The sequence below is a fragment of the Salegentibacter sp. genome (assembly GCF_036568425.1).
Classification (GTDB): domain Bacteria; phylum Bacteroidota; class Bacteroidia; order Flavobacteriales; family Flavobacteriaceae; genus Salegentibacter.
Genome location: NZ_DATCSO010000058.1, coordinates 1 through 18,582, shown reverse-complemented (window position 1 = coordinate 18,582; position 18,582 = coordinate 1). Strand labels below are relative to the sequence as shown.

19 protein-coding genes are annotated in these 18,582 nt (G+C 38.1%); 9 read left to right on the top strand and 10 right to left on the bottom strand.

The window, feature by feature from the left end:
• Positions 1-146 precede the first annotated feature (146 nt).
• From VIM94_RS05745 to VIM94_RS05735, 3 genes are all read left to right on the top strand, one after another.
• The gene (locus VIM94_RS05745; RefSeq protein ID WP_332038330.1) at positions 147-665 is read left to right on the top strand and encodes a DUF421 domain-containing protein; all 519 of its coding nucleotides are present in this window, start codon (positions 147-149) and stop codon (positions 663-665) included.
• Positions 666-873: 208 nt separating this feature from the next.
• A complete protein-coding gene (locus VIM94_RS05740; RefSeq protein WP_332038329.1) occupies positions 874-1,377 on the top strand; it encodes a hypothetical protein in 504 nt (167 codons plus the stop codon).
• A gap of 196 nt (positions 1,378-1,573) precedes the next feature.
• On the top strand, positions 1,574-2,200 hold the full coding sequence (locus tag VIM94_RS05735) for a DUF4403 family protein (RefSeq protein ID WP_332038328.1): 627 nt from the start codon (positions 1,574-1,576) through the stop codon (positions 2,198-2,200).
• A 44-nt stretch (positions 2,201-2,244) separates the two neighbouring features.
• On the opposite strand, the gene VIM94_RS05730 is transcribed toward VIM94_RS05735, so the two are convergent.
• The 4 genes from VIM94_RS05730 to VIM94_RS05715 all read right to left on the bottom strand — a co-directional run bounded on the left by VIM94_RS05730 (position 2,245) and on the right by VIM94_RS05715 (position 5,080).
• On the bottom strand, positions 2,245-2,760 hold the full coding sequence (locus VIM94_RS05730) for a ferritin (protein ID WP_332038327.1): 516 nt from the start codon (positions 2,758-2,760) through the stop codon (positions 2,245-2,247).
• An 86-nt stretch (positions 2,761-2,846) separates the two neighbouring features.
• A complete protein-coding gene (locus VIM94_RS05725) occupies positions 2,847-3,161 on the bottom strand; it encodes a hypothetical protein (RefSeq protein WP_332038326.1) in 315 nt (104 codons plus the stop codon).
• Between the two features lie 42 nt (positions 3,162-3,203).
• Positions 3,204-3,674: an Lrp/AsnC ligand binding domain-containing protein gene (locus VIM94_RS05720; RefSeq protein ID WP_332038325.1), complete on the bottom strand. Its 471-nt coding sequence runs from the start codon at positions 3,672-3,674 to the stop codon at positions 3,204-3,206.
• Between the two features lie 32 nt (positions 3,675-3,706).
• Positions 3,707-5,080: a saccharopine dehydrogenase family protein gene (locus VIM94_RS05715; protein ID WP_332038324.1), complete on the bottom strand. Its 1,374-nt coding sequence runs from the start codon at positions 5,078-5,080 to the stop codon at positions 3,707-3,709.
• 66 nt (positions 5,081-5,146) lie between these two features.
• Between VIM94_RS05715 and VIM94_RS05710 the strand changes: the two genes are divergently transcribed.
• The gene (locus tag VIM94_RS05710; protein ID WP_332038323.1) at positions 5,147-5,536 is read left to right on the top strand and encodes a DUF423 domain-containing protein; all 390 of its coding nucleotides are present in this window, start codon (positions 5,147-5,149) and stop codon (positions 5,534-5,536) included.
• Positions 5,537-5,613: 77 nt separating this feature from the next.
• Positions 5,614-7,212 carry a phosphoenolpyruvate carboxykinase (ATP) gene (pckA, locus tag VIM94_RS05705; protein ID WP_332038322.1) on the top strand — a complete coding sequence of 533 codons (1,599 nt, stop codon included), beginning with the start codon at positions 5,614-5,616 and terminating at the stop codon, positions 7,210-7,212.
• A gap of 82 nt (positions 7,213-7,294) precedes the next feature.
• Here the strand turns inward: pckA and VIM94_RS05700 are convergent, their stop codons facing one another.
• Together VIM94_RS05700 and VIM94_RS05695 are read right to left on the bottom strand one after the other, a co-directional pair.
• Complete coding sequence (locus tag VIM94_RS05700) at positions 7,295-8,047, bottom strand: uroporphyrinogen-III synthase (RefSeq protein WP_332038321.1); 753 nt, start codon at positions 8,045-8,047, stop codon at positions 7,295-7,297.
• A 27-nt stretch (positions 8,048-8,074) separates the two neighbouring features.
• Positions 8,075-8,734 (bottom strand): DUF4271 domain-containing protein, encoded by a 660-nt coding sequence (locus VIM94_RS05695; protein ID WP_332038320.1) that lies wholly within the window; start codon positions 8,732-8,734, stop codon positions 8,075-8,077.
• A gap of 103 nt (positions 8,735-8,837) precedes the next feature.
• Here VIM94_RS05695 and VIM94_RS05690 point away from each other — a divergent pair, with 103 nt between their 5' ends.
• From VIM94_RS05690 to VIM94_RS05680, 3 genes are read left to right on the top strand one after another with little or no spacing between them, the layout of a single operon-like run.
• Complete coding sequence (locus VIM94_RS05690) at positions 8,838-9,569, top strand: polyprenol monophosphomannose synthase (protein ID WP_332038319.1); 732 nt, start codon at positions 8,838-8,840, stop codon at positions 9,567-9,569.
• The gene (locus VIM94_RS05685) at positions 9,569-10,912 is read left to right on the top strand and encodes a dihydroorotase (RefSeq protein WP_332038318.1); all 1,344 of its coding nucleotides are present in this window, start codon (positions 9,569-9,571) and stop codon (positions 10,910-10,912) included. Before VIM94_RS05690 ends, VIM94_RS05685 begins: the two co-directional genes overlap by 1 nt.
• A gap of 1 nt (position 10,913) precedes the next feature.
• Positions 10,914-11,414, top strand: a complete 501-nt coding sequence (locus tag VIM94_RS05680) for a DUF4296 domain-containing protein (RefSeq protein ID WP_332038317.1) — start codon at positions 10,914-10,916, stop codon at positions 11,412-11,414.
• Here VIM94_RS05680 and VIM94_RS05675 read toward each other — a convergent pair.
• Positions 11,398-12,420 (bottom strand): NAD-dependent epimerase/dehydratase family protein, encoded by a 1,023-nt coding sequence (locus VIM94_RS05675; protein ID WP_332038316.1) that lies wholly within the window; start codon positions 12,418-12,420, stop codon positions 11,398-11,400. The genes VIM94_RS05680 and VIM94_RS05675 overlap by 17 nt on opposite strands.
• Positions 12,421-12,502: 82 nt before the next feature.
• On the opposite strand from VIM94_RS05675, the gene tyrS reads away from it, so the two are divergent.
• Positions 12,503-13,798, top strand: coding sequence for a tyrosine--tRNA ligase (gene tyrS / locus VIM94_RS05670; protein ID WP_332038315.1), 1,296 nt, complete (start codon positions 12,503-12,505; stop codon positions 13,796-13,798).
• 222 nt (positions 13,799-14,020) lie between these two features.
• On the opposite strand, the gene VIM94_RS05665 is transcribed toward tyrS, so the two are convergent.
• From VIM94_RS05665 to VIM94_RS05655, 3 genes are all read right to left on the bottom strand, one after another.
• Entirely contained in the window at positions 14,021-14,998 is a 978-nt protein-coding gene (locus tag VIM94_RS05665; protein WP_332038314.1) for an acyl transferase, read from the bottom strand.
• Between the two features lie 80 nt (positions 14,999-15,078).
• Entirely contained in the window at positions 15,079-15,417 is a 339-nt protein-coding gene (locus VIM94_RS05660) for a T9SS type A sorting domain-containing protein (protein WP_332038313.1), read from the bottom strand.
• Between the two features lie 149 nt (positions 15,418-15,566).
• Positions 15,567-18,398, bottom strand: coding sequence for a TonB-dependent receptor (locus VIM94_RS05655; RefSeq protein WP_332038312.1), 2,832 nt, complete (start codon positions 18,396-18,398; stop codon positions 15,567-15,569).
• Positions 18,399-18,582: the final 184 nt, after the last annotated feature.

The window sequence follows — 18,582 nt, the reverse complement described above, 5'->3', positions numbered from 1 at the left end:
GCCTTTTTTTATTCCCTGCTGAATTTTTCATTGATGGTGAAGCTGCTTTTAACGAAATATAAATATTTTCTTTCTTAGGAAAACCTACCTTTAAATATTGTCCAACTCAAAATATTTTATTGAAGTAGCAGTTTTAATTTTTTTCTATGGAAGAAATATTAATTTTTTTTGATTCCATTTTTGGGGTGGAAGCAGATAAACTAAAAACAATTCATGTGCTAAGCCGTACTGCAGTTATATATATTGTAGGGATAGCTTTGGTGCGAATTGGGAATAAGCGTTTTGTGGGCAAAATGACTGCCTTCGACTTTATTCTCGCTATAATAATTGGATCTTTATTGAGCAGAGCAATTACCCGCTCCGACCTGTTTTTAAACCTTATTCTTGCATCACTATTGCTTATTTTGATCCATTGGTTCTTTTCAATTCTATCGGTAAAATTTACCCGGTTTGGTGATTTAATAAAAGGCACCGAAAAAATCATTGTTAAAAACGGGGAAATTAAATGGGAAGCTTTAAAGAGCAGCAACCTAAGCGAACAGGATCTAATTCAATCCCTCAGACTAAATACTAATAGTGGTGATATCACCAAAGTGAAAATTGCACGCTTAGAGCGCAATGGGGAAATTAGTTTTATATTTAAAAACACCCCGAATAATCCATAAAAAATCTTACTAAATTGCCAGGCCTGGCTTTCGGTAGGCTTTTTCTATTTTAGCATTTTTCTCAAAACTGTATCATTACACCAAATAAATAAACAAGGGTTAAAAAACTGAAAATCAGTAAACTGGGGAAAAACACCCTTGTTCTTAAGATGGATAATAACCTACTTTTAAAGAGCTTGAAAATTGTAATCACTAAAGTTCTTTTATTATGAAAAATTTCATCCACACATTCGCAGCCCCCCTTGTTTTGATAACCTGTCTTCTTGTAGGCTGTAATAATGATGAAGATTCATTACAACTTATGGATGAAGAAGAGTTTTTAACTGCCAAAATAGATGGACTGGATCTGTTTGTGCAAGGTAAAGAAGGAATAATTTCCTGTGAGAAATACATTACCCACACCGGTAGTATAGATGTTTTCCTAAGGGTTCGAACGATCTCCGGAGAAAGCATCGAGTTTAAACTGTCTAATTATATTGGAAACAATTCCTATTCTTTAGGAAGCAGTATGTTCCATGGCAGCTGGATTAAGTATAAACAAAGTGAGGGAGAATGGATTAATGTTAAAGGTAATTCCCAGGACCTTATTGAGATCTTAAATGATGACGGAAATTATATTTCCGGTAGGTTTTCTTTTCAAGGCCATAATGGTACCGATCTTTCCAGAAAGCTTATTTCCGATGGAAATTTTAGAGTGAAACTCGATTTCTGAATCATGAAAGGTAGTAATTTAAAGCCTGTGATTTTATGGGATCACGGGCTGTTTTATTTTTGGGCTTGACTTGCCCTGTTCAATTAAGTTAACAAAATCTTATTTTTTACTATTGTAAGTATAAAGCTGATTTAATATTACCGGTATTCTAAATGATTAATTTTAAATTGTAGAAGAAATCACTTAAAATACCTCTATGAGCAATTCATTACAGGATAAAATCTCCATTAGGATACCGATTAAAATTGGTTTTAAAGTCCTTGATGAGGCCTTGCGGAATAAACTGGTAGGTGAAAATATTGAAACAGAAGGTAAAGATGGGGAAGTTTCTACCTATGCCACTATTCTTGATGCCGCGCTTACGAAGAGTGAAAAAGAAAATTTTGATCTCGCCCTGGATGTTAAATTTAAAACCCGCACTTCTCTTTTTAAAAATAAGGAAGGACGTATACTCCTGCATTTAACTATTGAATTTGATCCTGAAGAGCAGGAGATAATGGTAAAAGATTATAAACTGGAAGGGAAAAGTAATAATTGGCTTATGGATAAAGCTTTACAGACTGTAGCCAATACTTTTATCTATGAAAAGCTCAAAAAAAGAATGAAATTGGATTTCTCTCCGCACATTGAGAAACAATTAAGAGAGATAAATGAGAAACTTGAGAAAAAAATAAAGCCTTCAGAAGAAATAAGTTTGTCGGGTTATCTCGAAAATTTTAGAATTGTAGATATTATTCCCGGGGAAAGTATTTTTCTTTTTTCCATTGAGATAGAGGGCTTTGCCATAGCCGAACTTACCAAAATACCGGCTGAGCAAATATAAACCACCCGAAATAAAAAAAGCCACTCTTGAAGTGGCTTTGATATTTATTCTTCTCTTACTCCCGGAATTCGGTCGTCTATATACTTTAGCGGTTCGTCGCCCATGAGGTCGAATAACTCAAGCACTCTGCGCATCAATTGTTCTTCTTCCATCTGTTCATTTACGAACCATTGGAGAAAATATTCAGAGGTGAAGTCATTAAGTTTTCTGCATTTCTGCACGAGACTGTGAATGCTTTGGGTGATTTCTATTTCCTGGTCCAGAGCCGCTTCAAAGACTTCTTCGAGAGAATTGAATTCATGCATCACGCTTTTTACTTCAGGAGCATAAGCGGTACCGCCGTTATCATTTATAAATTTGAAGATCTTTAGCATATGTTCCCGCTCCTCAGCAGACTGCTCATAAAAGAAATTAGCGCTGTTTTCCAGGCCGTTATGATCACACCAGGAAGCCATTGCCAGGTATGCTGAAGAGGAAACTGCTTCTTTTTCTATTTGTTTGTTAAGCATATCCATGATCTCCACATTTATGCTTAATTTTTGTCTAACTAAATCTTTCATATTACTTTTTTTTAAAATTAGCTAAAAAGCGATTAAGCGCCTAATTTTAAGTAGTATTTAGAAAGAGTCTAAACCTAAAGCTGCCTTTAAACCTCTAGAATAAGAAGCGAATTAAGTTCTAACATTGCGAATGTTCCCTTCATAAGATCTTTGAGGGCAATACATTCATAGGTATCAAAAATGAAGATATGGGAGCGGTTACACAAAACGAGAATTTCAACCCCGTGTTTGTTCTTTCCGCTAAAATGAGCATCAAGATCTATGTTTTTCACTTGTTCCCTGAACGCGAGAAGTTGACAAAAACTTAATTTAACAAGTTTGTGCTTAAAATCAATATAGAAAGCCCGCGATCTGTCGCATTGGAAAGAAGTGAAATTATGGGCCTTATAAAGTGTGTTCATTCTGGCACCAAAATTAAACCTTATTTAGAATTATTCCAAATATTAGATCTTAATTTGCCGTTTAATTTGCTGATTTAACGAAATGAAAGTTTCTGTTCTCGAAACCCCTTCTATGGCTTGAATATCTTTGTTTAGCACCTGCATTAGATGTTCGTTATCCCGGCATAGAATTTTAAGAAAAATAGACCAGTTTCCTGTGGTATAGTGACACTCAATAACTTCAGGGATCTCATTTAGTTTTTTTACAGCCTGAGGGTTACTCACAGCTTTATCTAAATAGACCCCCACAAATGCCATGGTTCTATACCCCAGCACGCGGGGGTCTACAATAAGTTTGGTGCCTTCTATTAACCCGCTTTTTTCAAGTTTTCGTAAACGTTGGTGGACAGCTGCGCCTGTGATACCAATGCTTCTGGCGATTTCGAGGATAGGCTTTTTTGCATCTTCCATTAAATGGTTTAAAATGGTTTTATCTATCCCATCAACTACAACATTCTCGTTTACTACTTTCATTAAAGTGATTTTTAGTAAGGCTAAAATAACTATTAATTGCCTACTTCCCCAAAGGGGTTATAGCCCAGATATTCAGATTCTTTTTCCTTGAAAATAATATCATATTTTTCAAGTTCCTTTAAAATAGGTTCGTACACCTCTTTTTTAATTGGTAATTGTACTCCCGGCGTCAGGATTTCCTTATTAAGAATCTTTATTGTAGCAATGGCCAGGGGCAAACCAACCGTTTTTGCCATAGCGGTTTCAAATTGATTCTTCCCAATATGCACCATAGTGGAATCTATTTGCCTTTTTTCCCCGTTTAATTCATAGCCAAATTTATGGTACATCACAATCATATCTTTGTCGTCCGGTGCCAGAGACCACTTATCCATCAGGATCTTCTGAAGAGCTTGTGCGGGAGTGGCATCTTTAATTCCTATTTTCTTTTCATCATTGAAAATATCCAGTTCCAGCAATTTTTCCCACATCAGGTCGTCCTGATCGATTTTTAAATTATGCCTAAGTTTGAGTTCAACTGAATCGGTAGGGGAATAGGGTAAAAATGAGTTTACAAAATCGCGATAACTCATGTTTTCTGAGTTGCTCATTTTAAAACTGTCATCGGTCATCCCCAGTTGCACAAACATATTCCATGCACGGCTGAATCCTACTCTTCTTATGGTACCGCGATAAAGTGTAAGAATATCCTCCAGACCATAAATGCTCAAATAATCAAGGGAATTTCTATTGGCATAGCCTTCGAATTTTCCATATTCATCGATTTGAAGAAGTTCTGTTCTGCGGAATAATCTATGGTAAGGGATATATTTAAATTTCCCTTCCTGGATGAATGTGGCTACTCCTCCCTGGCCGGCTACGACCACATTTCTTGGATTCCAGGTAAACTTGTAATTCCATAGGTTGGTATCGCTTTCCGGGGCTACCAAACCTCCGGTAAATGATTCAAACATAAGCATTTTTCCGCCTTTATCCCTAATTCGATCGATAACCTGCATAGCACTCATATGGTCAATGCCGGGATCAACTCCAATTTCGTTCATAAAGACAAGCTTGTTTTTCTTCACCTCCTCATCCAGGGCTTTCATCTCCTTACTGATATAAGAGGCGGTAACCATATTTTTTTTGAATTTCACACAGTCCCGTGCAACCTCTATATGAAAGCGGGCCGGAAGCATGGAGATCACGATATCGGCTCTTTTTATAGCGGTTTCCCGACTTGCAGGGTCAAAGACATCCAGAGCCAGGGCTTCACAACGTTGATGATTTTGGGTAGCTTTCCGGGCGGTTTCCAAATCCAGATCGCCAATTCTTAGAAAAAGGTCTTCAGATTCTGCTTTTTCAAGCAGGTGGTTGATTAGTACGGAAGTAGATTTTCCCGCACCAATTATTAATATTTCTCGCATAAAATAAGTTAATTTTGTGTAGTGGTAACGAAGGTATTAAATCTTTACTTCTTAAAAAATAAATGAATGGATAAGCGATTTTTGGTTGCTGGAAGTATTTTTGGTCTATTGGGAATAATTATTGGCGCTTTCGCTACCCATGGTTTAAGCGCAATTTTGGAGGAGTCTTCCCTCAAATCTTTTGAGACAGGGGTTAAATATCAAATCTATCATGCCCTCTTATTTTTAATAATTGGCGGATCCGGAATTTCAGGTGTAAAAAAGTTAAACAGCATTCTTTATTTATTGGTTGCCGGGGTGCTTTTATTTTCGGGTTCCATTTATTTGTTGGCAACAAATGACCTTACAGGCTTCGACTTTAGGAGCATCGCCTTGATTACCCCTATAGGAGGAACCCTACTTATTCTTGCCTGGCTTATTTTAGTGTTTAAATTTTTTTCGTTAAAAAATGAATAAAATGCTGAGGCAATCTCTTTATTCTGCTTAAGATTTATAATTTTGTTACTGTAAACAAACCACACACTTAATAATTTATGTTCGCAAACACCCAAATTACGAAAACGATTTCGTTAGAGGATTACGGGATCAAAGATGCAACACTTCACTATCAATTAAGTCCTGAAGAATTACATCAAATTACAATTGAAAAGGGACAGGGCGTAGAAGCCAGTTCAGGAGCCTTAGCCGTGAACACCGGTAAATTTACCGGCCGTTCTCCAAAGGATCGTTTTATTGTAAAAGATGATGTTACCAAAGACGATGTTTGGTGGGGAGACATTAACATCCCATTTGAACCAAAAAAGTTTGACCAGCTGTATAATAAGGTTGCCGAATATCTTTCGGGAAAAGAAATTTACGCCAGAGACGCTTACGCCTGTGCCGAAGAGAAATACAAATTAAACATCAGGGTGGTAAATGAATATCCCTGGTCTAATATGTTTGCCTATAATATGTTTTTGAGGCCTGATAAAGAGGAGCTTAAAAACTTTAAAGAAGATTGGCTTATACTGAATGCCCCTGGCTTTAAAGCCGATCCGGAAGTTGATGGTACAAGGGCTGAAAATTTTGCAATTCTCAATTTCAGTAAAAAGATCGCCTTAATTGGAGGTACTGGTTACACCGGAGAGATCAAGAAAGGAATTTTCTCAGCGCTTAATTTTATTCTGCCAGTAGATAAGAATACCTTGCCAATGCATTGTTCGGCAAATGTTGGAGATGATAATGAAACGGCCATTTTCTTTGGTCTCTCCGGGACGGGTAAAACCACGCTTTCTGCCGATCCTCAGAGAAAACTCATTGGAGACGATGAACACGGTTGGACCCCGGAGCATACTATCTTTAATTTTGAAGGTGGATGCTATGCTAAAGTAATCAATCTTACCAAGGAGCAGGAACCGGATATTTATAATGCTATTAAACCTGGTGCTATCCTGGAAAATGTTATTCTTGATGAGAATGGAGAGGTGGATTTCGAGGATACCTCCATTACACAAAATACCAGGGTAAGCTATCCAATTCATCACATTAATCATATTAAAAAACCATCGGTAGGTAAAAATCCAAAGAATATATTCTTCCTCACCGCTGATGCATTTGGGGTATTGCCTCCTATTAGTAAATTAACTCCAGGACAGGCTGCTTACCACTTCATAAGTGGTTATACCGCAAAAGTAGCCGGAACCGAGGCGGGAATAGATGAACCACTGCCGAGTTTTTCAGCTTGTTTTGGAGCACCTTTTATGCCGCTGCACCCTACTCGCTATGCTGAAATGCTTAGCAGTAAAATGAAAGAAGAGCAGGTTCATGTTTGGCTGGTAAATACTGGTTGGACCGGCGGTGCATATGGAACAGGAAGCCGTATGAAGCTTAAGTATACCAGGGCTATGATAAGTGCTGCCCTGGAAGGAAAACTCGAAAATGTGGAATATAACCAACACGAGATCTTTGGTTTAAATATGCCGGTGAGTTGTGAGGGAGTGCCTGCAGAGGTTCTTAACCCCCGAAATACTTGGAAGGATAAAGAGGCTTACGATAAAAAAGCCAATGAACTTGCTAATTCGTTTAAGTCGAACTTTAAAAAATATGAAGATAATGCCAATCCTGAAATAATCTCAGGAGGTCCTGTTTCGTGATTTTTAATTAGTTAATTGAACAAAAAAATCCGGTGTTGTAATGACACCGGATTTTTTATTTATATGAAAACAGAAGCTATCCTTAAGCGTGCTTCTTATTTATCTCGTTAATATATTTTTGAAGAGCCATAGTCATGGAAGGCGTCTCTGGAGTAGGAGCTTTGATATTTACAGTTAATCCGTGGTCCTTAGCCGCTTTGATTGTTGTGTTTCCGAAAACTGCGATGCGGGTATCGTTTTGCTTAAAATCAGGAAAATTCTCAAAGAGCGATTTTATACCGCTGGGACTAAAAAATACAAGGATATCATAAGTGACATTCCGTAAGTGAGAAAGATCGCTAACTACGGTCTTATAAAAAGTAGCCCGTTTCCATTCTACACCAAGCTTATTAAGAGTCTTGGGTACATCCGGTTTCAGCATGTCAGAAGAGGGTAGAAGAAACTTTTCGTTTTTGTATTTCTTGATTAACGGAGAAAGATCAGCAAATGTTCTCTTTCCAACATAAATCTTACGCTTACGGTAAACCACATATTTTTGAAGATAGTAGGCTACAGCTTCACTTAAACAAAAGTATTTTAAGGAGTCTGGCACTTTGAAACGCATTTCTTCAGCAATTCTGAAAAAGTGGTCTACAGCATTACGACTGGTAAGAATTATTGCGGTATACTTAGTTAAATCAACTTTTTGTTGCCTTACCTCTTTAGAAGGAACCCCTTCAACGTGTATAAAAGGAATGAAATCAATTTTTACCCGCTGTTTTTCCTCAAGCTCAAAATAAGGTGAATTCTCTATCTTAGGTTCTGGCTGAGAAACCAAAATTGTTTTCACTTTCATATATCAATAACTTTAATTTGATCCTGGTTAAATTGTAATAAGCTTATACAAAATAATATAAGGAGCAATTTCGAGAGCGCAAAGGTACAAAATAAAATAGAACCAATTAGTGCTAATAAGGGTTTGATTTTGTTTGTAAATGGTAGCCAGACTTATAATATTAGTAAGGATCACCAAACCGAGGATAATGCTTAAGACAAGTGTGGTTGGAGGAAATGCGTAGAAAAAAAACAATAAAGGAATGAATAATAAAAGCGCCATAAAGTTACGATATGCCAGTTTTTGGTAGAGGTAATAGTCTATTATCCTGTCCAGATCAAAGATATTTGCAATAATCTTTTCCACTCCGAATTTCAGCAGAATAAAACTGGCATATCCCGTTGCAATCCTTACAAAGAGAACAATTGGGCTAGTGGTTATTTTTCCCGGCCATAGGAGTTGAAAAACGAGAAATAAAAATAAAGAAACCGATAAAATATTCACCAAAAACATTAAAATGTTAAAAGGATGAAAAGCCTTATACTCCTTTCCTCTAAACACCATAAATTTGTTTGACGTTAACAGGGATGTAAAATCCTCGAATCGCTGTGGATAGGCGGTTTTCACAAGGCTTAAGAGCATAAAAGCGCCGAGAAGGATAAGGCTTATCCAGTCTAAAGATTCTACATGTCGCTCAATTGCCTGCAAGTGGATTTTTTTACAAATGTAAAATTTTGATGTTAACCCGGGGATTATATCTCTGAAGAAAATGAAGATTTAAAATGCATACATTTGTGCAAAAAAATTCAGAATGGTAAAGGGGATAATCATTATACCCACCTACAATGAGATTGAAAATATCGAACGCCTGGTTAGAAATGTTTTCTCTCAAAAGCGCAAATTTGATATCCTGGTGGTAGATGATAATTCACCTGATGGAACTGCCGACAGAGTTAGAACGCTTCAGGCAGAATATCACGACCACTTGTTTCTGGAAGAAAGGAGCGGAAAACTTGGATTGGGGACAGCATATATTCATGGGTTTAAATGGGCCTTAAACAAAGACTATGAATATATATTTGAGATGGATGCTGATTTCTCTCATAACCCTAATGATTTAATAAGATTGTATAATGCCTGCAAAAGGGGAGGGTCTGATGTAGCTATCGGTTCGAGATATGCAACCGGTGTGAATGTGATAAACTGGCCAATGAATCGTGTGCTTTTGTCCTGGCTAGCCTCAAAATATGTGAGGTTAATCACCAGGATGAATATTCATGATACCACGGCAGGATTTGTATGTTATAGCAGGAAGGTGCTTGAGACTATCAATCTGGATCGGATTCAGTTTGTGGGCTATGCTTTCCAAATAGAAATGAAATTTAAAGCCCATTTGCTGGGATTTAAAATTACTGAAGTCCCCGTGATTTTTACAGACAGGACACAGGGAACTTCTAAAATGAGCGGTGGAATTATTTCTGAAGCCGTATTTGGGGTAATATTTATGAAAATAAAAAGTCTTTTTAAAAAAGATAAATTGTAATGAAAAAGGTTTTAATCAAGAATGCTCGTATCGTAAACGAAGGTAAAATCAGGGAAGCCGATGTTTTTATTGAAGATGGGATAATTGTAGAGATTGGGGATAGCATCAGTCCTAAAAGCCCTGATGTGAATATTTTTGATGCTGAAGGCACTTATTTGTTGCCGGGGCTAATTGACGATCAGGTTCATTTCAGGGAACCGGGGCTTACTCATAAAGACACTATTGAAACAGGATCTAAAGCTGCTGTAGCCGGGGGGATAACTTCCTTTTTTGAAATGCCTAATACCTTGCCGCAAACCACTACTGTAGAACTTTTGGAGGAGAAATTTAAGCTGGCTGCCGAAAGCTCCTACGCAAATTATTCCTTTATGTTTGGTGGTACTAATGATAACCTCGAGGAAATCTTAAAAGTTGACCCTAAAACAACCGCCGCATTAAAACTTTTCCTCGGCTCTTCCACTGGAAATATGCTGGTTGACGATGAAAAGGTACTGGAAGAGATTTTTGCTAAATCTCCCTTATTGATTGCGGTTCACTGCGAGGATGAGGAAACAATTCAGAAAAATCTTCAGACATATATAGAGCAATATGGAGATGATATTCCTATAGAATTGCACCCAAAGATTAGAAGCGAGGAAGCCTGTTACCTATCATCCTCCAGAGCAGTAGCCCTAGCCAAAAAGACCGGTGCAAGGTTGCATGTTTTTCATCTTTCTACCGCCAAGGAAATAGGACTTTTCGGTAATAAAAAGCCTCTGAAAGATAAAAAAATAACGGCTGAGGTTTGTATTCACCATTTGTGGTTTAACGATTCAGACTACGAGAAGAAAGGGACCTTAATCAAATGGAATCCTGCTGTGAAGACCCAAAAAGATCAGGAAGCCTTATTGAAGGGACTTTTAGACGATTGCATAGATGTAGTGGCTACAGATCACGCCCCTCATACAAAGGAAGAAAAGAAAAACCCTTACACCAAAGCTCCAAGTGGAGGACCATTAGTGCAACACGCGCTTCCTGCGATGCTTCAGCTATATCACCAGGATAAGATCTCGCTGGAAAAAATCGTGGAGAAAATGTGCCATAATCCTGCAATACTCTTTCAGATAAAGGATCGCGGATTTATTCGTGAAGGCTATAAGGCCGATTTGGTGTTGGTAGATCTTAATGCGCCCTGGACAGTGCAAGCAGATAATATTGTGTATAAATGTGGCTGGTCTCCTTTTGAAGGGGTGACCTTTAAATCCAGGGTAACCCACACCTTTGTTAATGGAAATCTAGTATATAAAAACTTCAAACATCAGCCTTTTGCAAAAGTGGCAGAAAGAATAGAATTTGATCGATAAGATGAAAAAAGGCTTGTATTTACTGATATTTTTGATGGCTTTCTCTGCTTGCCAGAGTGTCGAGGAGACTAAAAAGCCCGATGATCTAATTGCTGAAGATAAAATGGTAGAAGTCTTAACCGAAATTTCCATTATGACTTCTGCCCGTAATTTCAATAAGCGTAAGTTTGAATCTCTCGGGATTAAACCGGAAAACTACATTTATGAGAAATTTGGAATAGATAGTTTGCAATTTGAGCGAAGCAATGCTTTTTATGCAGCAAATTATATGCAATATGAAAACATTTACCGCCAGGTAAAAGAAAACCTGCAGGGAATGAAGGATGAAATGGATTCTCTTAGGGAAGTGGAACGTAAGCTTAATGATTCTATCCTGGCCGCCGAAGAAGAACTTGATAGCCTTCAGGTAGATTCCTTGAGGATAAAAAGTGATTCCTTAAAATTTGAGCAGGACAGGAAACTTGATAGCCTTATCAACCCGCGCTCTATCGAGATACAGTAATTTCCTTTTTATAGATGGCCGCAGTCTTTGAAATTACTTCATCCATTGGAATAAATTCATAATCGAATTCCTTTTTGATCTTTTCATTACTGTAATGGGCATCTTCAAATAGGGATTTAATTGTGCTGGTAGTTATCTTCCGTTTAACTCCAAAGATGCTCCCTGTTTTCATGCCGATCCAACCGACCCAGAGCATCCATTTTTTTAGTTTCTTCTTCGGGGCAGGTTTGTTCAGGTTGCTGGCTATATCGTTCATCACTTTCCTGAAGTTGATATTTTCTGAAACAATGACGTATTTTTCATTTTTTACCTCAGAATTCATCAGGAGTTCCATGGTTTTTACAACATCTCCAATCCCCACAAAACCGGTGATTTTTGAGAAATAATAATTCAATCCCTGCTGAATTCTATTAAAAAGGGGACCGCTTCCTGAATCCCAGAACCCCGGACCTATAATTATTCCCGGGTTTACAATTACTATTGGCACTCCTTCCTGTGAGCCACGCCATACTTCGATTTCTGCACCATATTTGGAAATAGCGTAATCGCTGTGATTTCCCTCAGGATTCCATTCGGTAGTTTCGTCAATTTCAGGCTTTTTTATGTCTCTGCCAAGGCTGGCTACGCTGCTTACGTGACATAGCTTTTTTACCTTATAGGCTATACAAAGGTTTATAATATTAGCAGTACCTCTGATATTAGTTTTTCTTAGCTCCCTGGCATCAGCGGGATCAAAAGAAACCAAGGCAGCACAATGATAAACCTGTTCAATCCCTTCAAAAGCCTTTTCCAGTGCCGGGATGTCGCTAATTTCAGCCTTAACCCAATCAATACTCTGGAAATATTCTTCTGCTTTTTCCGAAGTTGTATAATATGAAAAAATATCCTTAACCCGATCCCGCTTGTTTTCACTGCGGAATAATGCCCGTATATTTTCCTTCTTTTTTGAAAGCTCGAAGGCTAAATGTGAGCCTACCAACCCTGTTGCTCCTGTGATTAAAATCATGTCGTAAATATAGGGAAAGCCCTTAGGAAAAATAAGAGTTTATGGTATCTTTACGGCTCTTTTTGCATACAAAAATATAATTATGACCAAGAATTTTGTTGAAGAACTTACCTGGCGGGGTATGGTTCACGATGTGATGCCCGGCACCGAAGAACACTTAGGCGAAACGATGAGAGCTGCATATGTTGGAATAGATCCAACAGCCGATTCGCTGCACATTGGCCACCTGGTGAGCGTAATGATGCTTCGCCATTTCCAATTATGTGGGCATAAACCTTTTGCTTTGGTGGGAGGTGCTACCGGAATGATTGGTGATCCATCCGGGAAATCGGCAGAAAGAAACCTTTTGGATGAAGAGACCCTGAGACATAATCAGGAGGCTCTTAAAAACCAGCTGTCTAAGTTTTTGGATTTTGAAAGCGATGAAGACAATTCTGCAGTAATGGTTAATAATTACGACTGGATGAAGAACTTCTCTTTCCTTGAGTTTATAAGAGATGTGGGAAAACATATCACGGTTAATTATATGATGGCTAAAGATTCGGTGAAGAAACGATTGTCTTCTGAAGCTGCTGAAGGTATGTCTTTTACCGAATTTACCTACCAATTAGTTCAGGGCTATGATTTTCTACATTTGTTCAGAGAGTATGATTGTACCCTGCAAATGGGTGGAAGCGATCAATGGGGTAATATCACCACGGGAACAGAGTTGATAAGAAGAATTGGTAACGGGAAAGGTTATGCCCTCACCTGCCCCCTGATCACAAAAGCTGACGGCACTAAATTCGGGAAGACTGAGAGCGGAAATGTCTGGTTAGACCCGCAAAGAACTTCTCCTTATAAATTTTACCAGTACTGGCTAAATACCAGTGATGTTGATGCCGAAAGATATATTAAGATCTTTACTTTCTTAAGTCGGGAAGAAATTGAAAAACTTGTGGAAAATCACAAAGAAGCACCGCATTTAAGACAATTACAGAAAACCCTGGCAGAAGAGATCACAGTGACTGTTCATTCCCGTGAAGATTTTGAGAATGCCGTGAAAGCTTCCGAGGTTCTTTTTGGAAAAAGTACAGCTCAGGATCTTAAATCTTTGAATGAAGCTACCTTTTTAGATGTTTTTGAAGGAGTGCCTCAGGCAGCGGTTTCTTTGAATCTTATAGAAGACGGCCTGGATATGATTGCAGCGCTTTCAGCAGAAACCGGCTTCCTGAAATCGAACGGGGAGGCCCGGCGAGCACTGAAGGAAAATTCAGTATCCGTAAATAAGGAAAAAGTAAAGGAAGATTACAAGTTATCTCCAAATGACTTGATAAACGGGAAATATATTATTCTGAATAAGGGAAAGAAAAACACTTATATTATCAGGGCGGTCTAGTGAAAATACAAAACCCCGTAAACAGGGCGTCTACGGGGTTTGCAACTAACTAACCAATCTAATATGAAAAAATTTCACTTAGCCTGTAAGAATTGATAGAGTTTATTCTATTTTAATCTTACATATATTAAGTCGATAGATTCTCAGAAAATTACAACTGAATTTAAATTTTAACGTAAAATTTACCTTTGTTTAGTTATAATTTTGTTTTTATTCTGAAAATCAGAGGATTAGAAGGTTGCAGCCTCTTATGTCAGAATGGTCAAAGCGGCCCAATATCTCTGTTTTTCCCGCTGCGGTATTTCTTCCTAAATCCTGGGTTGCAACGAATGAACAAGAGTTAAAATTTGCCAGGTCTATTACATTTATGCCTCCGGTCTTTTGGTGGGGAAGTAAGTTAAGAGCGTCTTCCGGGTCACGGATAAGAATTTTCATCCACGGAGGGCACCTAAAAACCCCACCACCTGTAGAATAAGCCTGGGACAATAATTCTGTCATTCCATACTCGCTATGGATGTTAGCAACTCCAAAACCTTTGGATAGAATTTCATGAAGTTCTGTTCTAATCATTTCCTTACGCCTGCCTTTCATTCCACCCGTTTCCATGACAGTAGTATGTTTAAGCTTAAAGTTATAGCGCTCTACCAGGTCCAGAAGCGCGAAGGAAACTCCTATAAGTAAGGTCTTCTTGCCTTCTGATTCTACTTTTTCCAGGCTTTGCTGTAATTCCTCCAGGTTATTGAGATAAAATCCGCTTTCAGGATGGCTGCTTTTTTCTATAAGAGCATTGGCCATGTAGATTAGGGAAGAACCGGTGCGCTCCAGGTATGAGGGGAGAAGAGCCAGAATAACCAGGTCTTCTGGCTTTCCGTAAACATTTTTAAATGCCTGAAAAAAACTTTTCTCATATATGCCTAAGTCTGTAACGTAATGTTTGCTGGTTTGCTTTCCGGTGGTGCCGCTACTAGTAAAAACAATTTCAGGTTCTGAGTTGGAAGAAATCAGGCGGTGCGATTTAAAGAATTCAATAGGCAAAAAGGGGATATCCTCCAGTTCTTTAATTTTTACCGGGCTTCTTTTCAATAGATCACAAAATTGCCGATAGACTTTGTTATTCTGGTATTGATGAGCAAAAACCTTGAGGGCCAAATCCCGAAATTCTGTTTCGTTTTTTACCGAAAATATTTTATCTGAATACATACGCCGAAATTAAGCCGAAAAGCATAATAAAAAAAGCTTCCGAAAACAGAAGCTTTAAAATTTATTTAAGTTGGGCTGAATTATTTTACCACCAGTTTTCTGGTAGCCCTATTGCCATTTTCTGTAATCTTTAAAATATAAATTCCTGGCGATAGTGAAGAAACATCCATCTCCTTGCCCCTTAATCTTGTTTTGTAAATAGGTTTTCCAATTACATTATAAATCTCGATTTCCTTTTCAAGATTAAATTTGGTGTTTATGTAAACCTTTCCGTTAGTAACCGGGTTAGGATAGATTGATAAACCATCTATAGAATGTTCAGTTTGACTTTTACCATAAGCAGCTTCCTGAGCCAAGGCAGGTGCCGAAACCCAAAGAAAAAGTACAAGGAAAAAAGTAAAAAAGTAGTATTGCTTCATTCTTTTAAAAAGGTGGTTATTACAAATCTACAAATTAAATTTCAAAAATCCTGCCACAAATTACACGTATTTGATGTGAAAATTTTATTAAAAAAGGCTGCCGCTATAGGCAGCCTTTTTTTGGCTAATTCAATATATAACTTGTATGTCTAGAATTTGTAACTATAACTTAATGAGATTGGTGTGCCTGGTTTTTTCAAAGAAAATATTTGATCTTCTGCTCCAAAAGACTGGAACCTGCTTTCAATATCATCGCCCAGTATATTGGAGATTTTTAAGGAAATAGTAGAATTTTTCTCTTCTCCAAAAGATTTATTCAAATTGAAATTAAGACTATGAAAAGGCATAGTGTATACATCTGGAACTGTCCCTAAACCAACAAGTTCGAGGGTTTTTCCCTGGGTATTGTAAAAAATACCCGCCTGCCAACCGCTTTCGGAGTCGGTGTAATCGAAACCTGCATTTACCAGCAAGGGAGACTGTCCTTGTAATTGCCTTGTGCCATCAAATTCTTCACCTGGTCTTAAGTTTCGCTGTCTCGATTCAAACTCCCCACTGGGACTACGGTCCATTTCTACTTCAGAATCAATTACCGATACATTTAAGTTAATGCTCAGTTTTCGTAATACTTCAGTGATAAATCCAAAATTCTTTCTTACTTCAATTTCAGCTCCTACAACAGTTGCATCATTAACATTTCTGGGTTGAAAATTATCTGCTGAAAAATCGCTATACACAGAAAGTTCAATGGGATCTGTAAATTTCTTGTAGAAAGCACTTACTGCAAAAAGCTGCGCATTATCTCCATAAAGTTCGTAACGCGCATCAATGTTGTCTATATAAGTGGGCTGTAGGTCTATATTCCCAATAAAGGTTCTGTTGGTTAGAGGGTCGTAAATCTGGGCAATAGAAGCTTCTTTAAAAGAAGGTCTTGCCGTTGAGCGACCATAAGAAAGTCTAAGATTACTATCACTGTTAAGACTGTAGATAAAGTTTGCTGAAGGAAAAAGGTCGGTTTTATCTATAAGGTGTTCATCTTCCAGGATTAAATCTCCCAGGTTATTTTGGCCTGTATAGAAAAGATCAAATTTTTCAAGCCTTAAACCAAGTATTGCCTTTAATTTTTCGGTTACATTGAATTCTTCCGACACGTATGCTGAAGCATTGGTGTTATAGGCATCGTAGGTGTTGGCAGGTTCGTAAAATCCATTTATATAGGATCCAGCCTGATTCTCCGGAGTCCAGATATTATCGGGCGCAAGTACCTGGTTTGGGTTTCCTTCAAAACGCTGACTAATAGATCCCTGAATAAGAATTTGATATTGATCAATGGTGAAATCCCTTTGCTTGTACGTATAGCCACCGCCAAATTTAAGGTTTGCGTTTCTTCCAAAAAGCTGATGCCTCTTTGTAAGGTCTACTTTTCCGGCAAGGTTTATTTCTTCCAGGTTTCTCCAGATCCTGGTAGGACTTTCAGAAGAACTCGGACGAATGCTATAGGTGTTATTGCCTGGGTTATATTCAAAAGCTGTAATTCTTACATCCTTATCGTAAACACGGGAAAAGCTTGGTGAAAGTTTCCACTCGGTAGTCCAGCTTGCATCTTTATTGGTATGTTTTCCGCTTAATAATGCGTTGGTGATGGAGCGCTGGGTATATTCCAGATTATCTCTAAAAACCCGAATGGCATCAGAAACAAGAATTTCTTCTTCAAAATTGCCGGCAGTAGATTCCCCATTTTGAATGTGAAGTAAATTAAGCTGGTATTTAGATTTTTTGGTTTTGAAAGCAATCCCGGTTAGCCCGCTAATTAATGCGTTTTCCTTTCCAACATCACCGCTCAATAATCTTGCAGGACGTAGTTCCAACTCTGAGGTTTCCCTCGGTTTTAACCAGGAATTGTTCTCGAAATCTTCAAAATATTCTGAAGTGTTTTTATAAGAAAGCGATGCAAAATAACCTAGTTTATTGTTTTTTTTACCAACATCATATTGATTGCCAGCAGTAAAGCCCAGGCTAAAATCCATATTGTTCTGTTTCCGTGTCCCTCCTAAAGTTGGGTTAAAACGCTCGGTTATTCTGGTTAGCGCCGCGTCATTGTCAAATGGTCTGGGAAAAGATTGGTTTCTGTTTACAGGGCGATCTCTTGTGCCATCATCAAAGCCTAGAAAATCTGTATCTCCGCCTTCATATTGCAGGAAATCTGAGTTGAAGTGCATAGATGGATTGTAGGTAGCACCAAGCGAAACACTGTATTCCTCGCGGCTAGGGAAATCCTTGGTAATAATATTCACCATCCCTCCCGTAAAATCGGCGGGATTATCTGCGGTTAAAGATTTAATTACGATTACATTATCCAAAATATTCGTAGGGAATATGTCCATCTGTAAAGTGTTTCGATCTGGATCCAGGCCTGGAACGTCCATTCCGTTTAGAATAGATTTCGTGTATCGGTCTCCCAGGCCTCTTACGTAAACATATTTTCCGCCTTGCACAGAAACCCCGGGTATTGTTTTTACTGCTGAAGAAACTTCTCCTGCTCCAATTTTGTCGAAAGTTTGAGAAGATAGGCCATCGGTAAGGTTTACGGCATTTCTTTGCATGTTTAATACCGAAGCCTCAGTATCCCTTGCGGTGGTAGTGGTGATTATAACTTCATCTAAAGCCCCGGCAGAAGATTTCATCTCTACATTAAGGCTGGTTACTTCTCCTTCTTTTACTAAAACTTCAGTTACTTCTACAGTTTCGTAACCAACAAAGGAAAAAACAACCGTATAGGTTCCCGGTGTAGTATTGAGGCTGTAATCTCCTTCAAAATCTGAAGTGGTACCGGTATTAGTACCTTTAAGCGTAACATTGGCAAAAGGCATCACATCGTTTGCTTCCACATCAAAAATAGATCCTGAGATCTTTCCGGTTTGAGCCTGAGCCAGACTTATAAATAAACAAAAGAATAAAACTACTGAAAATTGAGTTTTCATATAAATTTAGATTAACAATCTTAATATTAAATTGCCCGCCCTTTAAAAAGGCGAGCAATTTGAAAAGCTTTATTTGAATTTTGGCTTTAAATTTTTAGAATGCGCCACGGAAGCTAGCATAGGTCCAGCCAAAAACTGATAGGTCTGCACCTACAGTTTCCTGGTCTTTTTCTATTGCTGTAGC